General features: G+C 52.9%; 17 protein-coding genes and 1 tRNA gene. 4 read left to right on the top strand and 14 right to left on the bottom strand.

Going from position 1 to position 18902, the window contains the following annotated elements:
• Positions 1-456: 456 nt before the first annotated feature.
• The 7 genes from Q31b_RS00450 to Q31b_RS00420 form a co-directional block, all read right to left on the bottom strand.
• Positions 457-717: a hypothetical protein gene (locus Q31b_RS00450; protein ID WP_146597738.1), complete on the bottom strand. Its 261-nt coding sequence runs from the start codon at positions 715-717 to the stop codon at positions 457-459.
• Positions 689-952 (bottom strand): hypothetical protein, encoded by a 264-nt coding sequence (locus Q31b_RS00445; protein ID WP_146597737.1) that lies wholly within the window; start codon positions 950-952, stop codon positions 689-691. The genes Q31b_RS00450 and Q31b_RS00445 overlap by 29 nt, the downstream gene beginning before the upstream one ends.
• A 1013-nt stretch (positions 953-1965) precedes the next feature.
• Entirely contained in the window at positions 1966-3360 is a 1395-nt protein-coding gene (locus Q31b_RS00440; RefSeq protein ID WP_146597736.1) for a hypothetical protein, read from the bottom strand.
• Between the two features lie 45 nt (positions 3361-3405).
• The gene (locus Q31b_RS00435; protein WP_146597735.1) at positions 3406-6252 is read right to left on the bottom strand and encodes a type IV secretory system conjugative DNA transfer family protein; all 2847 of its coding nucleotides are present in this window, start codon (positions 6250-6252) and stop codon (positions 3406-3408) included.
• 17 nt (positions 6253-6269) lie between these two features.
• Entirely contained in the window at positions 6270-6983 is a 714-nt protein-coding gene (locus Q31b_RS00430) for a hypothetical protein (protein WP_146597734.1), read from the bottom strand.
• A 6-nt stretch (positions 6984-6989) separates the two neighbouring features.
• Positions 6990-7646 (bottom strand): hypothetical protein, encoded by a 657-nt coding sequence (locus Q31b_RS00425; RefSeq protein ID WP_146597733.1) that lies wholly within the window; start codon positions 7644-7646, stop codon positions 6990-6992.
• 891 nt (positions 7647-8537) lie between these two features.
• Positions 8538-8876, bottom strand: coding sequence for a hypothetical protein (locus tag Q31b_RS00420; protein WP_146597732.1), 339 nt, complete (start codon positions 8874-8876; stop codon positions 8538-8540).
• A gap of 475 nt (positions 8877-9351) precedes the next feature.
• Between Q31b_RS00420 and Q31b_RS00415 the strand changes: the two genes are divergently transcribed.
• Positions 9352-10425, top strand: coding sequence for an MT-A70 family methyltransferase (locus Q31b_RS00415; protein WP_146597731.1), 1074 nt, complete (start codon positions 9352-9354; stop codon positions 10423-10425).
• 146 nt (positions 10426-10571) lie between these two features.
• Positions 10572-10799 (top strand): hypothetical protein, encoded by a 228-nt coding sequence (locus tag Q31b_RS00410; protein ID WP_231617190.1) that lies wholly within the window; start codon positions 10572-10574, stop codon positions 10797-10799.
• A 73-nt stretch (positions 10800-10872) separates the two neighbouring features.
• Here Q31b_RS00410 and Q31b_RS00405 read toward each other — a convergent pair whose 3' ends face one another.
• A complete protein-coding gene (locus Q31b_RS00405) occupies positions 10873-11187 on the bottom strand; it encodes a hypothetical protein (protein ID WP_197170694.1) in 315 nt (104 codons plus the stop codon).
• Positions 11188-11655: 468 nt separating this feature from the next.
• Here Q31b_RS00405 and Q31b_RS00400 point away from each other — a divergent pair, with 468 nt between their 5' ends.
• Entirely contained in the window at positions 11656-11925 is a 270-nt protein-coding gene (locus tag Q31b_RS00400; protein WP_231617189.1) for a helix-turn-helix domain-containing protein, read from the top strand.
• A gap of 10 nt (positions 11926-11935) precedes the next feature.
• On the opposite strand, the gene Q31b_RS00395 is transcribed toward Q31b_RS00400, so the two are convergent.
• From Q31b_RS00395 to Q31b_RS00375, 5 genes are all read right to left on the bottom strand, one after another.
• Positions 11936-12325, bottom strand: a complete 390-nt coding sequence (locus tag Q31b_RS00395; RefSeq protein ID WP_146597729.1) for a type II toxin-antitoxin system RelE/ParE family toxin — start codon at positions 12323-12325, stop codon at positions 11936-11938.
• Positions 12322-12570, bottom strand: coding sequence for a ribbon-helix-helix domain-containing protein (locus Q31b_RS00390; protein WP_146597728.1), 249 nt, complete (start codon positions 12568-12570; stop codon positions 12322-12324). Before Q31b_RS00390 ends, Q31b_RS00395 begins: the two co-directional genes overlap by 4 nt.
• A 73-nt stretch (positions 12571-12643) precedes the next feature.
• Positions 12644-13855, bottom strand: coding sequence for a tyrosine-type recombinase/integrase (locus Q31b_RS00385; RefSeq protein ID WP_146597727.1), 1212 nt, complete (start codon positions 13853-13855; stop codon positions 12644-12646).
• Positions 13856-14055: 200 nt separating this feature from the next.
• Positions 14056-14140: transfer RNA gene (locus Q31b_RS00380), tRNA-Leu, on the bottom strand.
• Positions 14141-14224: 84 nt separating this feature from the next.
• Positions 14225-15973 (bottom strand): proteasome accessory factor PafA2 family protein, encoded by a 1749-nt coding sequence (locus Q31b_RS00375; protein WP_146597726.1) that lies wholly within the window; start codon positions 15971-15973, stop codon positions 14225-14227.
• Positions 15974-16799: 826 nt separating this feature from the next.
• Here Q31b_RS00375 and Q31b_RS00370 point away from each other — a divergent pair.
• Positions 16800-17384 carry a hypothetical protein gene (locus tag Q31b_RS00370; protein WP_146597725.1) on the top strand — a complete coding sequence of 195 codons (585 nt, stop codon included), beginning with the start codon at positions 16800-16802 and terminating at the stop codon, positions 17382-17384.
• Between the two features lie 154 nt (positions 17385-17538).
• On the opposite strand, the gene Q31b_RS00365 is transcribed toward Q31b_RS00370, so the two are convergent.
• On the bottom strand, positions 17539-18633 hold the full coding sequence (locus Q31b_RS00365; RefSeq protein WP_146597724.1) for an Mrp/NBP35 family ATP-binding protein: 1095 nt from the start codon (positions 18631-18633) through the stop codon (positions 17539-17541).
• Between the last annotated feature and the right edge of the window lie 269 nt (positions 18634-18902).

Raw genomic sequence — 18902 nt, 5'->3', positions numbered from 1 at the left:
CAAAGGGCTCGAAGTTGGGAAGCCCGCTATCATGGCGGAACATGTTTATCCCCAAGAGACTGAGGGATTGACGATTGAGTGTGTCCGAATAGTGTGTAGACCAGTTGCCGGGGACGCCGAAAATGACTGGGATGAGGCAAAAAGAATGATCGAAAACGGCATTTGTGAACTGCCAACCCCGTAGTTCCTCATTCCAAGAGACAATCAACAGTCACACGGCTTATCGCTGCAGTCTGATACCGGTGGGGCCTGCTGTTGCGCCGCGTAACTGTTCATCAAAGCCAGTCAGCGGCGTGGGGTTGATTTGTTGAGCAGGCGGCGTCGGGCTCGTCGGATTCGATGAACTTGCTAGCGGGTCGTGCTGGTGGGCTAGATGGTGAGAGGCAATCGGTGGTCTGGGGAACCGCGAAGACCTCTCTGGGCAAGAATCGTTTGGGGATTCTTGGCGAACCGACGCTATTCGGCGTGGTTCCCGGAGGATTCTTCGAAAATCCAGTCGTGGGCTTTGTCGACCACTTTGGCTACCAGCGGCAAGTCGTCGCGGCCAAAGCTGGTCGAGTCTTTCCACTGTTCGCCGTCCTTGTAGATGCGACTGATTGTCACGTTATGGCGGGTACCATTGTCCGTGTCGTTCGCCCAAATGGCTGCTTTTACGCGGCCCATGCGAACTTCATGCACTGGGCGAGTCTTAGTCGTCGCCTTGGTTTTGGTTGTCATGGTCAACTGTCTCCTCAAGAGTTCCGAGAAAGGTGTAAACCGCAACTGCTTCACATGTAGCGGTTGCGATAACTTCATGGAGCGGATCGTCTTTCGACAATTGCTCAATGGTTACTGGAGCGGCGCCGCGTTTGCGGAGCCACTCAAGAAGCGTGTTGGCCGCATCATGGGCCGCGTCCGCATCATCTGCATTCCATGCACGAAGTAACTCATTCCAAGTTGCTTGTGGATCCATCGCTATGCCGTCCTTTTCGTTATGAGAGAACGACCGATCTTAGACAAAGCCATATAGGTCTCCTGCTCGCCTGGTTTATGGAACCGAAAACTACCAACATGGTCAGTCAACGGGGGCACCATCTTGGCTGCGCCTTGGGACAACTCATTTCAAGTCGACCCAAGGCACAGCCAAAATCGGCAGGCAGGATACTGGGTATGAAAACCTTTCTTCAGACCACCGGCCTCATGATTCAAACTGGCGTCCGAATCATAAAACCGGGGAATTCTTCCCTAGATTCTGGGATAAAGAGAGCAGGTGTAGTTGAGTGTTTTGCTTTTAATCCCTACCACAAAGCGCGGCATTTGTCACATTCTTTGCAGCGGGTCGCCGGTAGGATTATCAGCGTGACCACAGTTCGCAAAACTTGTTCGGCTAAATCAGGGAGTTGCGTCGCTTCCCGGCAGCGTCCGCGATAACACATTTTTTGCTGAGTGCTGAGGCTTCGTCGCTCTCTCATCCGTCGGGGCTCGCCCCGCTGAGGCCGTCAGGCCCTTGGCCTCGCACGGATGAGAGAGCGATGAAGCTGGCTGCTGCGAAAGCCTCAGGACCAATGAGGCTTTGTTGTTCGGATTCCCGAGTGGGCTCGTCCGCTTAGTTACGCAGCGAAATGACTTAGATTACTAAACCGCGAAGCTGGCCGCTGGTTGCAGCTTGCCTGCAACGAGCGGACGGCGTAGCGACGCTACGGCTGGCAAGCGAGCAGATTCTGAGATCACGACGACGGTTGTGCGAGAGCAGTAAGTGCGTCGGCGTGAGGCTCAGTAACTGATCGCGGACAAAGTCATGAGCGGGGAACGCTTTCGCAAAATCAATTCGCAAACGAGGGTTTTTCGCTTGATACTTCCAAAATGACGGTCATAATTCAGTAATTCGCTCATTACCTATTGCTGCCGGGTTACAAAATATATGGCTGCCAGACTTCCGCCGAGTCTGTCAAAACCGGCGGCTTTTTTTTGCGCGAGCGGCTGTAACTAAGGTGCTAGAAGCCGTTTCTCGACCAACAAGTCACCGTATTTTATTAGTAATTCCTGTGCTCTTGCGGGTACCGCTCGATCGATTGAGTCCCAGGATCGGGCTGAGCCATCGTAGAACGGCATCGCGCCCCTCGGTCGATCATTCCAAACTGATATGATTTTGCATAGCATCTTGACGCCATCTGGCCCTTCATTCAAGGCACCGGCTGACTTTAGGTCGGTGAGCGAGGCCGGGCCTCTGGAGACTTCTTTCGTTCGATAGGTATTGCCGTCACTGAGAAAGGCAACCAATAAACTTTGTATTTGGGAACGGTCACGGTTGAATTCGGCTTCAAGTCTCTGTTTATCGAGTCGAGCTCGCGTTTCTTGGTTTGCCCCGGCAAGTTTTGCAACTTCCGCTTGGGCCTCGAGACGCATTTTTTCGGCTGTTTCGACCGCGATCTTTTCTTCGCCGATCTTTTTTTCTTCGGCGATGGCGCGTTCCTTGGCGATTTGAGCTTGAAGGACCATCTCTTCATTTGCTTTTCTCGTTTCTTCTAAACGCTGAAGAGCCTCTTTTTGTTCCTTTCGCAATTGCTCAAGCCTTTTCTGCTCGAGTGCGACACTTAATGTGCTGAGGTCGGCGGAAACGGGATGAACCATCGCTTGTTCGCGGATGGAATCAAGGCTTGCCAGCTGCTCTTCAGCGGATTTCAACAAACGATTGGATTCGATTTTAGCAGTATCAATAGTGGTGGTCATTGCATGGCTCACGTCAAAATCGGCAGTGATGTTGGATTTCGCATCCGATAACGAGGATTCGAGGTGATCAAGACGCTGTTCCAAATCTAAGCTTGAAGGAAGTGGTTGGCTTTGGGTTGTTAACCAGAACGCTTCAGCATCTTCAAGCAATGCTGGACTCGATAACACACGGCGACCAAGTTCACCCGACAACAATTCGGCTTTCTCCCGATGTAGTCGGTCAACATTGGATTTGAACTGAGCTAGCGTTGCTTTTGTCGAGGCGACTTTTGCGAGTGCTTCGTCAATTTGCGACGTTGCAACTGCGATAGCCTCTTTTTCCAATAATTCAGCTTGCTGGAGGGCCGCGAGCTTTAGCTCCGCATTGGCCTTTCGTTCACGAAACCGAGTTTCTTGTTCCAATTGCTCCATTACGCTCGATGCTCGCATTTGTAAGGCGAAATGCCCAACCAGAAAAACCAGCGGTAGTGCAGCAAGCAAGGTTATGGGGGTCTTCAGTTCCTGATACCATTTTCTGGAATTGGAATCCCTTGGTGAACTAGGCTCGGAGACGCTTTCGTGTAGGGCCGAAGCGTTTGGATGCACAATCAGTTCAGTGGCATGGACGGGATTGGATTGTGAGTTCCCGGTTGCTTCGATTTCGTCAGACATTGGTTTGGGGTGGATTAAGGAATTTTGGATATATCAACAGCGGGGCTAGTCATCGTCCTGATCTCCGAAAAGTCCGCTGAGCGGGTCAGGATTATCGTCTTCGGGCGTATCCGATGCAGGTGGGGCGTCGTCTTTTTTGGCCCAAAGATCGGCATAGGTAAGGGGAGGGTCAGGAGATTGGCGTTGCTCGCGATAACCGGCTGGCATTGTGTGAATCGAGGGTAAGGGCCAAAGCGAGCTTTCCCGTGATTTGAAATCGTTGTACTCAACGGTGTGTGGCGAATCGATAATCACAGGCAAGCCGCCGAATTGCGCGAAGCCACTGCCTTGTCGGATCCGCAAGATGCTTCGATTTTCGAGATCGCTCGCGGCTAAGAGCATGTTGGCTGTGAGTCTTGGCATAGCCAGTGACGTTACGGACAGTGATTCGGTGGGTCCGTTGGACGTCGAACCGACGGCGTGAGTCTCTCGCATCTCCACATTTGTGCCCGATGTTGTTAGCAGCAAGTCGAGTTCTTCCTTAGTTGACACTGTAAAATGCATTTTCATCCGGGTATTCGTTTCCACGATTCTCGCCAAGTCGGGACCGTTTGGAATTCGCAGGTCAGCCGTGCTTTGATTTGCGAGAATGAGGGCGATACCAAGGCTTCGCGCGAGCTGAAGTACAATGTCCAAGTTGGGAGCCGCGAGCAGTTGAAATTCATCGATCAATAAGTACACCTGAGTACGTTTTTCTCCTCGCAGTGCTAAAGCAGAGTTGACCATCGAGAACAGAGCCATTCGAGCGATCTCGGTGGCCCCTTCTTTGCCATCTCCGGGGGAAAGGTGAAAGAAAACGGTTTGGGGATGTCGAAATACTTGGGCGAAATCAATCGACTCTGCAAACGCGGGATTGTCTGCCTTTGCCGACGGCAAGATATTGAGAGCATCGATGTCGGCAAGCCTAGCTGCGACCATTAGTGCGTGGGCGCCGTTTTCAGCTAGGTCTTTTGGCAACTTTGCAGCTTTCGAAAACTGAACGAATTCTCGGAAAGATCGAATTTGGTTCTGTGTAGAATTGAAAACCTCTTCAACAAGCGATTCTTCAACGGGTTTTCCGATCGTTCGCGACTGTTCTGCCATATCGAGGATACGTGCCGTCAATTCAATGGCGTTGTCGGTGTAGAATCCTCGTCCGTAAGCTCGGCCATGTTGTAGGCCCATTGCTTGAGTCAACAAGTCTGATTTCTGAGCTGGCCCGGCGTTACGCAGGTACTGTTGCAAAAGGGGGTTGAAGCCGTACGTTGACTTGCCTGGCTGGAGAGTGTGCCAGCGAAACCGCTGATTTGCAGAGGCACATTCTCGTCTTGCCGTATCGAACAGGTATTGGTCGCCCCCTTTGAGGTCAAAAACAACGACGGAACAATCACCGCGCCGAATCAGTTGACGCATTAGTGACATTAGGGCAACGGACGTTTTTCCTGAGCCAGCAGCTCCAACGATATGTGTATGATCGTGGAGTAGACTGCGGGGGATAAGCACCGGCGAATTGTCAAAAGCATTGACCCCCATGAAAAGCGAATCTTTGGCAAAGCGATTGGGTGATTCCTGAAGGCGTGCAACGGTGTCGTTCCAAACGGTAGCATTAAGAAAGCGGGTTGGTTTCATCCACATCATTTGCGGGGAATACCGACCCGCAAGTCTGGAGACCAGGATGAGCGACGGTAAAAACGTTAGTATCAGTCCAGCAGCAACGGCGAAGAGGGCGTTAAGAAGGAGGGGACCGATAACCGAGTAATGCCAATCGTCGCTGATTGGCGTGGCGTTTCCCGACGTATTCGCTGAGTCACCGAGTAGTCTTTGTTCCCATTTCTCGCGTTCTGGTTCGGACAAGCGAGTGAGCATTTGAAGCTGGTAAGGTTCCAGTTTGATTTCGGGAGACGGTCGATAGGATTTAGGTTGAAATGAATCACCCCAAGAAGGAACTGTCCAAAATGCAATTGAACTAGCTGCTGCAACGGAGATGGTCGCCATAAATAGGAACAGACGGTGACGATGATTCCATTGCCCTACATGGGGTCGAAAAATCCCCACTGCGGGACGCATTTGCCAGTTGTAAAGCAGCCATTGTGACCATGCTTTTTTCAGTCCACGGTACACTGCGAGCGGACTGACCCATCGCCGCTTAAACCATCGACATGAAACAATCTCAGCGACGATGACGGTGAGGCTTGCCAAGCACGTGACGACTAGAACGGCGACAAGTAAAACGCCCCCAATGTACGTTCCAGATTTGGAATAACCATTCGTCCAATAACCAGCGATAACGAGTAGTGCAGTCAGGTATAGAAACCAGAGATAGTAATACTCGTGTTGTATGACTAAAACGCGGGGGTTGAAGCGTTGGCGCCACCGAGATCGCACGTGTGCTGCCTGATGTCTTGACGTTGGACTCATCGTCTGGAAGTAGACGACTTGTGTGGCGAAAACGTCAGCGACCCACATCGAACACGCGATCGCACTTACGAGTAAGAACATTGGGCTTTCGAGCCAGTACGCAAGCGCAAAGAACAGCAACGCAGCGGGAAATGATAGATAGTGCCAATATCGTTTCTGTGGACGCGATATAGTCCAAACGATTACGAAAAGGGAAATGGCAATCGTCAATTCAGCAATTACGAGGTTGTTGAAGAGTAGCGGTAGAACGCAGAGAACAGCGACTACAGGAAGCAACAGGAACTTTCCATGGTAGTAACCAAGGAATTCCGCGTCCGCTAATTTATCTTCATGGAATACTGGGATTTCCAATTCAACATCATCGTGAGGTGGAATCGCATCGTAGCGAGTGGGATTCTCTCGCGACGTGTATTCACTAATCGGAATACCCCAATGAAGCTTTGAAGTCGATGCCATTGCTGAACCTGCCAATGTTAGTTGGCTGGGCCTCCCAACAGTGAAGCTAGTTTCTCGAAAGCCTCAACACGAATTGGAAACGGCAAGTTACGCTCCTTGGCTTTGGCACTTATTAACTCAGCCTTTTGCTCGAAGGCTGTGACAACTGTAACGACGAATTGGCGTCTCTCGACAATAGAATGCCAGAATGGATGCTCGGTTCGTCCATGGACCTCTGCTTGGCACTGCGTGAGCAGTGAAGACACATCTCGGCCATGATCTACTCGAATAAACCCAAGTGATTTCCGTTGCGGATTTACGTCTGTGTGGAGGTAGTACGCATTGTGGGAGAAGCCGGGAATGAGAAGGTCGGGTTGCTTCTTTTTTAGATCCCTGATTCGGAACAACTCTCGCGTTGGAAGTTGGCCGCAACAGAACAGCAGCTTTCCGTACCAATGAACAAGCGCCTGCGTTCCAAGTGGCTTTGCGTGCTTGCTAGATTCCCCCAGAAGCTTGCAAGCATTGACGCCAAGGTTGATGTATTTCGCGGATCCGTCAAGCGAGTGGGACTTGACGAATTGGTCTGCTTCGAGACGCGATGTTACTTTCGAGACCGCGTTGATATCGGAGTCGTCGAAGAATAGTCGATGCAGGACCTCGCGGGTGGTCAATCGGTAGCGGCTAATGTGCTCAATGATTTTGTAATCACGGTCGTTGATCCTGCCCCGCGCGATGCGTCGATGTTTGGTCATTTTGCCTCACCACAATTCATAAGGCAGATTACGGTCCTTGCAGTCTTTGTGGAAAGCTTGCACGCGCGGTCTGTTGTAGGATCCACCAAATTCGAGAACCAGGTCGGGATTGGTGTTTGGGGCATCGGCGATGACAGCATCGGGAAGTTTTTGGCGAATTCGGTAGGGTGCAAGAATATCTTCTCCGATCCAGCGTTTTGCATTCTCGCTGTTAGTTTGAAGAAGACCTAAGTATATTTGGCTAACGCCGAGATCGTGGGTTGCTTGTGGTGTTGATTTTAGTTTTTTATGTGATTTTCCGCCGAACAGACGAGTTGCTTTCTTCGTTGCGGTATAGACGGTGGTCGTTTTCGATCCTTCCTTCCAACGACTCTGCAATATCCAAGCGGCAGCTCCAAAATCAGGATCCATATCTCCTGGAGACCAAGCAATCACTGGGGTGTCAAGCTTCGGCAAAGGGGATACGGCGAGTCGTTGTCGATGAACAAGTTCGCCTTCTGCGAGCTTGGCTAAACGACGCTGGGCAGTTTGGCGGGAACTACGTGATTCAGACCACCATGTGCTCGCAATCTGGTCCAAAGTAAACAGTCTAACTTTGGTGCAGAGTGCAAGAATGACTTCTCTGTCGCGTGTCGTAAGTGCTGTCACGGTATTGGTATCCATCAAAGAGGATGATTAAAACGGAGATGAATTTCAATCGGCAATCAGAAATGATCGGCATTATAAGGTGGCGAGGGATTCTATGAGTCGACACCTTGGACAGGATTGAGGTAGCAAGTGCTTGTCGATGGTGTACTTAGGTCGATGCGGACGGCAGGTCGGGCGGCCCTTGGGGTCTGAGGTCGTGGTGCCGTTTCAAGCGTGCAGTGAGGGAGCGAGGGCGGGTGTTCACACCCGCCCGGAAGGCGAGTCCGTTCAGGACTCGCAAAGTGCCCACACCCGGCCCTAGCCGGGTTGGGCACAGAGCCCCGCGGCCTAGCGGAGCGAGCGACCGTTCAGGTCGCAGCGGCATCCGCCCAAGCGGATCCGCGACATGGCCGTTCAGGCCAGCGTGCGTTCAGCACGCCATAAGCCCGTAGGGCGGGATCTCCCAAGTGCTATGCACTGGGGAATCCCGACCGAAGCGGCAGAAAGAGGACCGCGGCGCCAGCCGTGGGGCGAAACATGCTGCGAGTCCGTTCAGGACTCGCAAAGTGCCCACACCCGGCCCCAGCCGGGTTGGGCACAGAGCCCCGCGACCTAGCGGGGCGAGCGACCGTTCAGGTCGCAGCGGCATCCGCCCAAGCGGATCCGCGACATGGCCGTTCAGGCCAGCGTGCGTTCAGCACGCCATAAGCCCGTAGGGCGGGATCTCCCAAGTGCTATGCACTGGGGAATCCCAACCGGAGCGGCAGAAAGAGGGCCACGGCGCCAGCCGTGGGGCAATGCATCGCATCCTATCTCCTGACCGCTACAGCGGTCGGGAATAGGATGCGGTCAGAAAAGAGGACGCAGCGAAGCGCAGTGCGTTTGGAGGCCAAAAACGGAGGGCTGGCAGCTCCTCCGTTTTTGGTTCTAGTTCGCTTGTCGTTCTGGTAATGGCCTCACATTCTGAGTTCTTCGCTGTGGCTGTCTTGGCTCACTGTTGGCTGACAAAGTGGCGACTACACCAGCAACCCATTGAGCGCCCCGAATCACATCTTCAAAGTCTTCTGTGCGGAAGCTTTTGGCGACTCCCTGCACTCCATCTTGTTCATAGAGTCGATGCTGGCTGAAAGTGAGATAGGCCTGGCCGCGGCGATCGTGGTTCTTCCAAACCCTGGTCCAGACGTTGCCGTAAGTTCGTTGATCGTATGGATCATACTTCTTTGCATTGTCGCTGATTGTTGTTTCATTGGTTCTTGACTTGAACATGATTTCTTTCCTTTGTTGTAATTTGACAAAACGCACGTGACCTTTTCCTCGGGTGGTGCAGGAGACAGCTGCCATGCCGTCGAGCACGGAGGCAAGGTGGAGAGCGCAGCGAAGCGAAGCGGACCTTGCCGCCGGGGGAGCGGCATGGCAGAGGGTGGCGAGGGTTTCCCGCAACGCGGGAACCCTTGACAGTTGTTTTCCGCGAAGCGGAAACAACGAACCCGACTGGCTCCTGCACCACCCGAGGAAAAGGTCCCACCACACGAAAAGCAGATCCCCATTGCAGAAGCCAAGGTGTTGGAATCCATGAGGGTGTTTGTCTCGAAGAAAACAAAGTCGGAGAGCATCGTCCTTGAAATTGAGGTGCCGGGGAGAGTTCCATTTTTTAGGTTGTTTTCAGATAGCAGTCTTTAATGGTGATGTCGCACCGGTATTTGTCGTCGGTGTGACATACCTCCAACATGAAAGGGTGCTGATGGGAATTTTTAGCAAGAGTGAGTCAGGTGGAACAACTCCCCGAGCGGACGTAGACCTCAAGCAAGGAGAACTCGTCATAGAGTCTGGTATGGACAAGAGTGATGTAGTGAAGGATTCATCGGGCGAGCTTCTAGCATTGTCCGAAGTCCAACGGGCGCTATCGGAGATCGAGTCCGTCGAAGACATCAAAGAGATCCGTGATAAAGCGGAGGCAGTGCGCAAGTATGTCGAGAGCGCTGGGCTTGGTCTGGAAATGCAGAACAAAGCAGCAGAGCTGAAACTGCGTGCGGAACGCAAAGCAGGTGAGATGCTTGCTGAGATGAAGCTGCATGGTGGTGATCGTCGCAGTGACGAACAAGACGATCGATTGCGATTAACTGACCTTGGTATTTCCAAGGATCAGTCTTCTCGGTGGCAGCTATTGGCCCGCGTGCCCGCAAAGCTATTTGATGACTTTGTGGCGCAGTTTACCGTGCATCAGGTGGAACTCACGACGGCAGAGGCACTCCGCTATGCCAGGACCCTGAAAGCGCGAAAGGAGAGTGCTGCAACCGGGGGACAGCCAGAGCAAACAGATAGCGGGCTTTTGCAGTGGCCAGAGTTGGTTGAGGCGGGCATCAAGTTCGGATGTATTTATGCATCTCTCGATCATGGATCTGGGAACGCCATGCCCCTAGAAAAACTGCGTCAATTGGAAATTGAGTCGATTGCCGCTGAGCAGTCCCATTGTCATTTATGGACATCTCACGAGCAATCAAACCATGCTGAGAGCATTCTCCGGGCATGGGGGTTTGAGCCTCGTGACATCTTTATTTGGGTGAAACCCAAAAGGGGACCAGGCGAGTATTGGCGGCGGGCTCATGAGCTGTTGATGCTAGGCGTTCGTGGAGACTGCCCGTTCTTGGATAAGTCGATTCATAGTTGGATTCAGGCAAACCGGCCTCGCCATGGCGGAAAGCCAAGCAAAGTCCGAGAGTTGATTGAGACGGTAAGCCCTGGCCCGTATTTGGAGCTGTTTGCGGATCGGCCCGCACGCGGTTGGCAATGTTGCCGGGTAAGCGATGACAGCTGAATGGTTTCGTGCGGACTGCGAGAAATGTGCAAGCGTCTGGTTCGCGCCGTTCCAGCCGCTGTGTTGCCCTTGGTGCGGGATGTTGCACCCACCGGCAGTTGGTCAGCTGCCGGCATTCTTACTTGATACCGATGAGGAAGATAATAATGAGCAAGCCACCTGTGAAAGAATTTCGGATGGGATTGATCAAGGCGACCATTTGGGAGAACCAAACAAAGCATGGAGTGAAGTATACGACAACCTTGACGCGGCTATTCAAGAATGGGGAGAGCTGGGTTGAATCATCCCGGTTTGGAAGAGATGATTTGCCGCTGATATCCAAGGTCAGTGATCAAGCCCATACTTGGATATTCTCGAAGCAGCAGGGCGAGTAAATTCGCTACGGAACGTAGCGCAAAAATTTTGGAAAGCCGAAGCCGGTGTTACTGCCGGCTTCGGCTTCGGTGCTTAGTACTCCGAAGGGAGCAAGACAGTTGTCGAGCGGCGGTCGGCTTCCGTGATGACCCAGATCTTTTCGCCCGATCTGTTTCGGTAAACCGAAAACAGGCGAGCGCCGGTAAGTAGGGCGTTGTTATTTGCTTGGCGGTCATGCTCGCAGCAGTCGCCCCAATCACACGAGGCGTGACGCTGCACCATTTCATGTAATTCGTAGTCCTCCAAGGTTTTCTCAGCCCCTGGCGTAGCGCATAAGCGACCTATCGGGAATTTAGAAAGGATGATGGGTAAGGGCATTTTTGCATTTGTTGGTTTCTGATTGATCATGGTTTATCTCCAATTGTCGAGCGTTTTGCCCGGTGTTGTTAGGTGCCGCTCCGAGGCATGTTTTTGCTTCCGAATGGCCTTTCACAAGCGTTCAAGGCCATTTGGATACAAAAACAAAATGATGTTCTTTGGGTTTGGTAAGCGTGGAGACCGTGGGAGCGGGGTCAAGGCGAGTGACAGACTCTGTCTGGCGCGAGCGTTGATTGCGACGAAAGTCGGGAGGGAATACCAAATCCATTTCCACTTAATCAGCCGGCATTACAAAACGAGAAAGAATGGCGGCTGGCGGCGGTGACCAACGTGTCACCGAAGAAGGGTTTCATAAGCGTCGTAAAAAGGGGAAATACTGTCGCGAGAAACCGCTCAGGTGGTGCCGTATGGCGGGCCAAATTCTAGGGTGATTTGGGTACAGAGATTAGACTGTTCAGAAAGAGGAATTACTTGTTACGCAAGCCGGAAGGAACAACTGTGAGTGAGACAGAACTATCAACCCGTCTCGACCGTATTGAGATTCTATTGTCAACACTGATTGAGCAAGAGCAAGCAAAAGAATACTACACGACCGCCGAGGTAGCGAAGATGCTCCAGCGGGCGGAGTTCACGGTTCGCGAGTGGTGTCGGCTTCGTCGCGTTCTCGCAGAGAAGCGGGCGTGTGGGCGAGGCCGTGCGAAAGAGTGGATCATCTCGCACGAGGAACTTGATCGAATCCGAAACGAGGGTTTGCTTCCGATTCAGTGAGGGGTGCCCGTTAGTCGGAACTCTTCTTCGCTTGCTGGAGTTTTCGGTTCAGCAATTCCGTCTCCGCTCGCAGCGTCGGTTCGAGTTCGCTGAGACGCTCGGGAATGTCCATCGTTGCGTGCAGCAGTGTCAGAATGACAATGCCGTCCGCTTGCCTGTCGCAGACCAGCACGTGACGACCAGAGCGGTAGAAATGCAGCGACGGATGGAAATCGGTCGTCTGAGTCAACAATCCAGGATGTTCAGCGAGACGATGAATCGCTGCTTCTAGGTCGCTGAGATACCGCTTGGCAGTCGCCTTGCCGAATTGCTCAATCGAATACTGTTCGATCTGGGCAATGTCTCGAAGCGCACGCTCGGTGAGGTGAACGCGAACCGTGGTTGGTTTGCGTTTGCTCACTTCTTGACCTTCTTCAGCAAGCTCTGCAAGTCGCCCTTGAACTCGAAGGTTCGGCCTTCGATTGCATCCTGGTAGCCTTCGATGATGGCGTCACGAGCTGATGCGGCTTCCTGACGGGCTTTCTGTTGCCTTAGTAAGTCTCGGACATATTCGCTCGGCGTCGCATACAGGGTGCCGTCACCAGAATTCTGGTTCACGAAGGCTCGAAGTTCGTCTGTGAGCGAGAGATTAAGCGAGCTGGACATAGGGGAATTCTCCTGAATCATGGTTCTCCTCAAGAATACCAGGTGTGGCGATAAATGGCAATAAACGATTGCCCTAGCTAAACACGGCAGCCAAGGCTTCTTTCTGTTTTGCGGGGAACAGGTGACGATAGCGACGGCGCATAGCCTCCGTCTGGTGGCCCACCCAATCGTCGATCATTCGCTGATCGACGCCGGCGGAAGCACAATTGCTGATGAAGCTATGTCGCAGCACATGCCAGCCACGCAGGGTGTCCCACTTGGAATTCTCCAGTGTACGGACGAAGTAGTCGTGGGCTTGGTCTGGCGAGAGGGGCTCGCCGGTAAGCGAGAAGGTGTTTCTGCCGCCGGGATGCTGATCGAACCAGGTAGTCAGAATCTCAGATAGCTTTGGCGAAATGGGGACCGAACGCGTGGACCGTGTGCCCTTGATTCTCTTCTTTTCCCGAATCACGAACACCCCTGTTTCAAGATCAACGTCTTCAATCTGTGAACGCAGCAGTTCGCTGCGGCGTGCCCCGGTGTAGGCAGCAGCCGCGAACATCGGAAAGATAAACGAATAGACCTCGAAAGCAGCGATGTCGGTTAGCAAGTCGGCGATCTCTTCCTGGTTCAAATAGACACAGTCCCAATAGTCTCGAGCCTCCGATTCGCTTAACTGAGCCCGGTTGATAATCCGCTCAATCTCAACCCACGTCTTGAACGGCGGTTTCTCCTCCGTTTTTGGCATACGGAGGCGAGATCGATTCGGCAGTTCCGCATGAACAAATCCCGACTCACCCGCCCAACTCCATGCTGTCTTTAGCGTCGTGAGTTCCTTGCCGATTGTCACTGCGCTGACCGTTCGACCTCGAATTCCTTTCTCAGCGGCGCGATTGTTCACGTAGGCTTGCAGCTTCTCAAGGGTTATCTCGGAAGGCTTGAAACGAATACCAAACAAGCGTTTCAGGTGTTTGACGTGAGTGCCCAGCATGCCCCTGGTCGTTTGCTCGATGGAAGTTTCGGGGATGCTTGCGATGTAGCGATCAAGCATGTCGCCGAACAATATGCGGGCGCTCGCTTTGGGCTGCTTACTGATCGCCCCCGAGGATAGCAGCACTGCTGCAACGTCGGCACCCGGTTCCAAGATTAGGGTGCCAAGTTCCAATCGCCGAAGGTTGTCTTCGAGCTGGTCAAAAGTTAGCCGCGCTGTTCGCTGATTGGTTGTTTTCAGAGAGCGAGAGAATTTCTGTCCGCCATAGCGGAAGACAACGCGGTAAAAGCCGTTTCTTTGTTCTAGGGAAGCCATGGTTTGGATTGTCCGCAGGGGATGCGGAAAGAGCCAGCGATCCAAAGCCAAGGCAATCGCAGTGCAAGAAAGGGGAGAAGCGTTGATAGGCAATGCGAAGTAAACGCAGCCTCAACATTGTCCCCATTTTGTCCCCAAAGTCGAAAAACTGCCAAAAAAGGCAGTTTTGGGGCGATTAGAAAACCCCGTAATTTACGGGATGCGGCCGAGAGGACTCGAACCTCCACGGGATTAACTCCCACTAGGCCCTCAACCTAGCGCGTCTGCCAGTTCCGCCACGGCCGCGTGGAACCTGAATCTGTTTGGCAATTTCGACATAGTTTTATCCGCTACGCCGCTTTCGTCAACGCCCCTACAATATTCCATCAATCAAAAATTAACCCGCCTTCTTTTGCGACCGCGCCCGATCATGGCGTGGGTCCATTCGGTTTGAATCGCTTCTTCGGAGCCTGAGAATTCGCGGATCATCCACCCTCGCTTTGCCGCTGGCGATCCAGCGGGTGGGCTTCGCCGCCTACGCTGTACCAGATCTTGGTCGACGAGGATGACATCGGGTCGAGCTTCCAAGAGTTGATAGTAGTAACCATCGGGCGACAATTCGTGGTAGCGCAAGTCAATCTTTTTCTTGTCGCTCCACGATACCTCGCCTGATTCGGCCGCTTCCAAACTCTCCATCACCCAGTGCTTCGTTAGCCAATCGATTCGTCCAATGGCTGAGTGAGATTGCAGGAGGTGCTGAGGATCTTGGTCATGGCGAAATGCGTTGACGCAGTCGATGAGCGATTCCCAGCGAGTGATCACGGTCAGCGATTCCCCCAGCCAAGGCACTGGCGTTTGTGCAACAAACGCTTTAGCAGCAGCTAGGTACATTCTTTGGATCTCAAGTGCCGACAACTCTCCACGATTGGTCGGCACTCGCGATATCATGTTCCAATCCGAACCAATGCGATGGATCGATGCAACACTCTGTTTCAAAACAGGCAATTCGCTGACCTCGCCCGCTTCGATCATGTCAAGTAACAAAGAGGTTGACGCAAACTTGACATATTCCGCGTGGTCGGACATGTTCGAATCAGACAGGCCGATCTGTAGTCGTTGGACACGAGAAAACATTTTAGCGGTGGAAGAAAGCGAGATAAACGATTTCGCACAAAACTGGTTTAGCCAATGCCCGAATACGAAAACGGGTCGTTCACCACGAAAACCGCCCATATCTGCGATGCAATCGATTGCCATCGCTTTGGCACTCAATCGAAAACGTCCCGCGTGGTCCAAGTTGCCAGCACCACAGATCGATGGACGCGAAGCGAAGTAGGCAATCAGATAGCGTCGTTGCGGGCGAAATGCGATGTGCTTGGCGACAACCCGCAATAGGATCACCGCGGGGAAATGAATCAGGCGGAGAACCTGAACAAAGGCCAATGTCAACCAAGGGGGAACACTCTCAAATGTCGCATCAAGACCGCTTTCGTATGATAAATCGGCGTCAGCGTCCCAATCCACCGTCTCTTCCGATTCCCGATCACGGACTCGGTCTTTTCGCTGCCAAATGCGAGAAAGGTAGCTGATCGTCAACATGCCCCATAGCAGCGGAAGTGACAGTAGAAGACTGGCAACCTGCATCATCCATAACAACAAAATGAAGCTTCGGTAAACGACCAGCCAAATGCCACTCGCCACGACCGCTTCGTAGTTTTCTTGGCAACCGTAGATGTGTCCGAGGGCATCGGAGCTGTTTTTTAGTACTCGTATGTCAAAACTTGTTTCCGAATCGGCCGTTGCGTCTGCGACCAATTGGTCGATCGAACGTTGACAGGCTAAAAGTTCTTCAGGGCTACGCACCTCGGGGGTTGCTACTTCAATCAATCCGCCCGGCTGGGTGTGCATCAGTGGATGAGACTCGAAGGAAACCGCTCCGCCATTGGCAAGGAACAGTTGCTCGTTGTCAAACAAGCCTTTCGCGGTCGGCTGATCACGACGAATGGCTTCACAAATCTGGTCGTAGACAAAACCTGACGGGGGTAACTCGTCGCTGTCAATCTTTTGTGGATCAGCACATAGCGTGGCGTATTCGGTTTCCATGCCCATTAAACGAGTGACCAATGGACGAGTCCGCATACTTCTTCGTGCAGAACGTTTGTGACGACGTTTGCGAATGCGTCCGTTTGTCGTTGGAATTGGATCCGTGTTCAAGTATTTGATTCGCAAAAGATTTCGTTAGCGGTCAACCCACAGTCTAACCGTGAGCGGTGCGAGTCGGAAGGCGAGCTGTCGACAATCTCCTCCCTGATCGTGTGGCTTGTTAACGGCGTGTCAATTTTTCGCACTCAAATTTCTCAGGCTCAAATTTCGTGCCTGAAAGTCGTGTTGAAAGTCGTGTTTGAAGGCCGTGCGCCTATGTTCTCAGACTGCAAGCTGTGTCAGCGGCGGCCGGATGCTGCCGGTACCATGCGATAGAACCAAAAAAATCCCCCCCCCCCCCCGCCCCGCTCGGTAGGGGGTTTGGCAACATCCACTGCGGTCAATGATTGTCTGCCGCTAGCCTTTGGGTTAGCTCTTGGTATGTGTTCCAATGTGCACTTTCGGGTTGGTTGTGGTGCTTGATGCGATCACTTGGAGCGTGGCATAAGGCTTACAAGCTACGTCACAATGGTAAATATGGAGCGAATTTGTCGTTTGGGTGATTGACATAGGGTGCCCCAGGGTTACTGTATCTTGAAAATCACGTTAGCTGCAAATACGGCGTAACCCCCCCTGATTCAACTATCTAACGCTGGTTTGCGTTATGGGGAGTGGCGATCAGCAGCAATCATGGTCATTCGGTAGTCGGTGATGTAACCGGCGGTTTGTCCATGTTTTCGAGTGGGTGACGGGACGTCGCCTTGATGAAGATGTGCGAATCGGAACGCACCCAGCTCAGAAACTTTGGGAGAATATGATGAAGATGAATCGAACTTTAGTAAGCAGTATGGCTGCCTTCACGCTGATGATTGGTTCCACGATCGCTTTTAGCGGCAATGCCGAAGCAGGGATTTTTGGTAACCGACACTGCGGTGGTGGTTTGTTCTCGCGGCTTTGCGCTGCGAAGAACAGGTGCGCACCGACTTGCTGCACTCCAGCACCAACTTGCTGTGCACCAGCACCAAGTTGCTGCACTCCAGAACCAAGTTGCTGTGCACCAGCACCAAGTTGCTGTGGCCAGTCGGTTGCAGCACCTGTCGCACAAGGTTGCACCTCTTGTGGTGGTGGAGTCGTCGTAGATGGCGGCGGATCGACGATGCAATCCCCGATGGAAGCTAGCTCGGAAGCTCTCGATCTTGCTCCCGGCGAAACATTGGTTCCAGGTAGCGTAACAACTTCGGAAGCAGAAGCTGCTTCGGAAGCAGCGGACGCAACAGCAGAACCAGCTGCAGCAGCTGCGGATGCCGTCGAGAGCAGCAGCGATGCTCCTCCCGTTCCAGAAGTGGAGGCAGACGGAGTAGGTTCAGCTGCGAAAGAAGCAGCTGCGAAAGAAAACACCGATATCTAGTCAGTGCAAAGCCGAGAGATTTGCTCGGCTGGTTCAAAATCGAAAACCTCGCCAATCGTATGATCGGCGAGGTTTTTTGTTGGAGTGCAGGCTTTAGCCGATTCATGATGACCCTTCACGATGATCCGGGCTAGCGGCTACACTGCAGGAATTTCTACAAGGTCGGCAGTGCTGGTTTGGGTGGGTTTTGGGCAGCTTTGGCCGCAATTGTACGGACAAGAGCTTTAGAGATTGCTTCGATTGGCGCACGAGCTTGAGTGTTTTCGGCAAGCTCTTCCGCCAATCGTCCTTCGTCACCGGCAATCCGAAGATTCATCTCGATCGGCAAGCCCCCCAGGAAGGGAACCTTCAATTCTTCCGCTCGATCACGTGCTCCACCTCGCCCGAAAATGTCGTACGTTTTTCCACAGTCGGGGCACATGAATCCGCTCATGTTTTCAACCATTCCCAAGATCGGAATGTTGACCTTTCGGAACATGCTGATTGCTTTGATTGCATCAAGAAGCGCCACTTCTTGTGGTGTGCAAACGACAACCGAACCGGCGAGCGGCAGGGCTTGAGACAACGTCAGCACGACGTCGCCTGTTCCTGGCGGCAAGTCAATGACCAAGTAATCGAGTTCGCCCCAGTTGGTGTCGCCAAGGAATTGGTTGATCGATCCGTGCAACATCGGGCCTCGCCAAATCACCGCTTGGTCGGCTTCGACCAAAAAACCCATCGACATCACTGGCATCGGTGGCAATTCACCTGGCCCGTTGAGCATAATCGGTTGGATCTTTTTTTCCTCGCTCACCGCTGGACGGCCCGACAATCCAAGTAAATGAGGGACGCTCGGACCGTAGACATCCGAATCCATCAAACCGACTTTCGAGCCCATTTGCCGCAGTGTCAAAGCGATCGATGCCGCGACCGTACTCTTGCCGACGCCTCCTTTGCCACTGCCGACAGCGATGACGCTTTTGACGCGTATTCCGACTTGTCCCAAGCGAGCTGGTGGACGGGTATGGTCGACGAATTTGACTTCAACCTTGGTGCCAGGTAATGCTGCAGCCACTTTCGATTCGATGCGGTCAGCGACCTCGTCGGCAATGGGTCGCGAATGGGTGGTGATGCCAATGGTGATGGTTGTCGATTGCCCATCGACGGTGATTTCTTTAATCTGGCCCATCGATCCAATGGGACGCCCGGTTTCAGGGTCAGGGTACGACTCGATGGCAGCTTGTACGGTTTCAGGCGTTAGTTCAGGCATGGATTTATTCGCTATAGGTTAGTAGCGGCGTCTCTCCGAGACGCCAATCGGTTCAGCGTCTCGGAGAGACGTTGTTGCGGGTTTCAGCGTCTCGGAGAGACGCTGCTACTGGGGTTCAACGTCTCGGAGAGACGTTGTTGCGGGTTTCAGCGTCTCGGAGAGACGCTGCTACTAGGTTTCAACGTCTCGGAGAGACGTTGTTGCGGGTTTCAGCGTCTCGGAGAGACGCTGCTACTGGGGTTCAACGTCTTGGAGGAGACGTTGTTGCG

The sequence above is a fragment of the Novipirellula aureliae genome, assembly GCF_007860185.1.
In the GTDB taxonomy this organism is placed as follows: Bacteria; Planctomycetota; Planctomycetia; order Pirellulales; family Pirellulaceae; genus Novipirellula_A; species Novipirellula_A aureliae.
The sequence above is the reverse complement of the archived record's forward strand: the minus strand, read 5'-3'. Positions and strand labels throughout refer to the sequence as shown.

Coding starts and splice junctions, on each gene's coding strand:
- Q31b_RS00390 (WP_146597728.1), bottom strand. CDS start 12,570: ATGTCCAGCTCGCTTAATCTCTCGCTCACAGACGAACTTCGAGCCTTC.
- Q31b_RS00425 (WP_146597733.1), bottom strand. CDS start 7,646: ATGGATACCAATACCGTGACAGCACTTACGACACGCGACAGAGAAGTC.
- Q31b_RS00405 (WP_197170694.1), bottom strand. CDS start 11,187: ATGATCAATCAGAAACCAACAAATGCAAAAATGCCCTTACCCATCATC.
- Q31b_RS00420 (WP_146597732.1), bottom strand. CDS start 8,876: ATGTTCAAGTCAAGAACCAATGAAACAACAATCAGCGACAATGCAAAG.
- Q31b_RS00365 (WP_146597724.1), bottom strand. CDS start 18,633: ATGCCTGAACTAACGCCTGAAACCGTACAAGCTGCCATCGAGTCGTAC.
- Q31b_RS00370 (WP_146597725.1), top strand. CDS start 16,800: ATGAATCGAACTTTAGTAAGCAGTATGGCTGCCTTCACGCTGATGATT.
- Q31b_RS00445 (WP_146597737.1), bottom strand. CDS start 952: ATGGATCCACAAGCAACTTGGAATGAGTTACTTCGTGCATGGAATGCA.
- Q31b_RS00430 (WP_146597734.1), bottom strand. CDS start 6,983: ATGACCAAACATCGACGCATCGCGCGGGGCAGGATCAACGACCGTGAT.
- Q31b_RS00410 (WP_231617190.1), top strand. CDS start 10,572: ATGAGCAAGCCACCTGTGAAAGAATTTCGGATGGGATTGATCAAGGCG.
- Q31b_RS00415 (WP_146597731.1), top strand. CDS start 9,352: ATGGGAATTTTTAGCAAGAGTGAGTCAGGTGGAACAACTCCCCGAGCG.
- Q31b_RS00450 (WP_146597738.1), bottom strand. CDS start 717: ATGACAACCAAAACCAAGGCGACGACTAAGACTCGCCCAGTGCATGAA.
- Q31b_RS00440 (WP_146597736.1), bottom strand. CDS start 3,360: ATGTCTGACGAAATCGAAGCAACCGGGAACTCACAATCCAATCCCGTC.
- Q31b_RS00435 (WP_146597735.1), bottom strand. CDS start 6,252: ATGGCATCGACTTCAAAGCTTCATTGGGGTATTCCGATTAGTGAATAC.
- Q31b_RS00385 (WP_146597727.1), bottom strand. CDS start 13,855: ATGGCTTCCCTAGAACAAAGAAACGGCTTTTACCGCGTTGTCTTCCGC.
- Q31b_RS00375 (WP_146597726.1), bottom strand. CDS start 15,973: ATGCGGACTCGTCCATTGGTCACTCGTTTAATGGGCATGGAAACCGAA.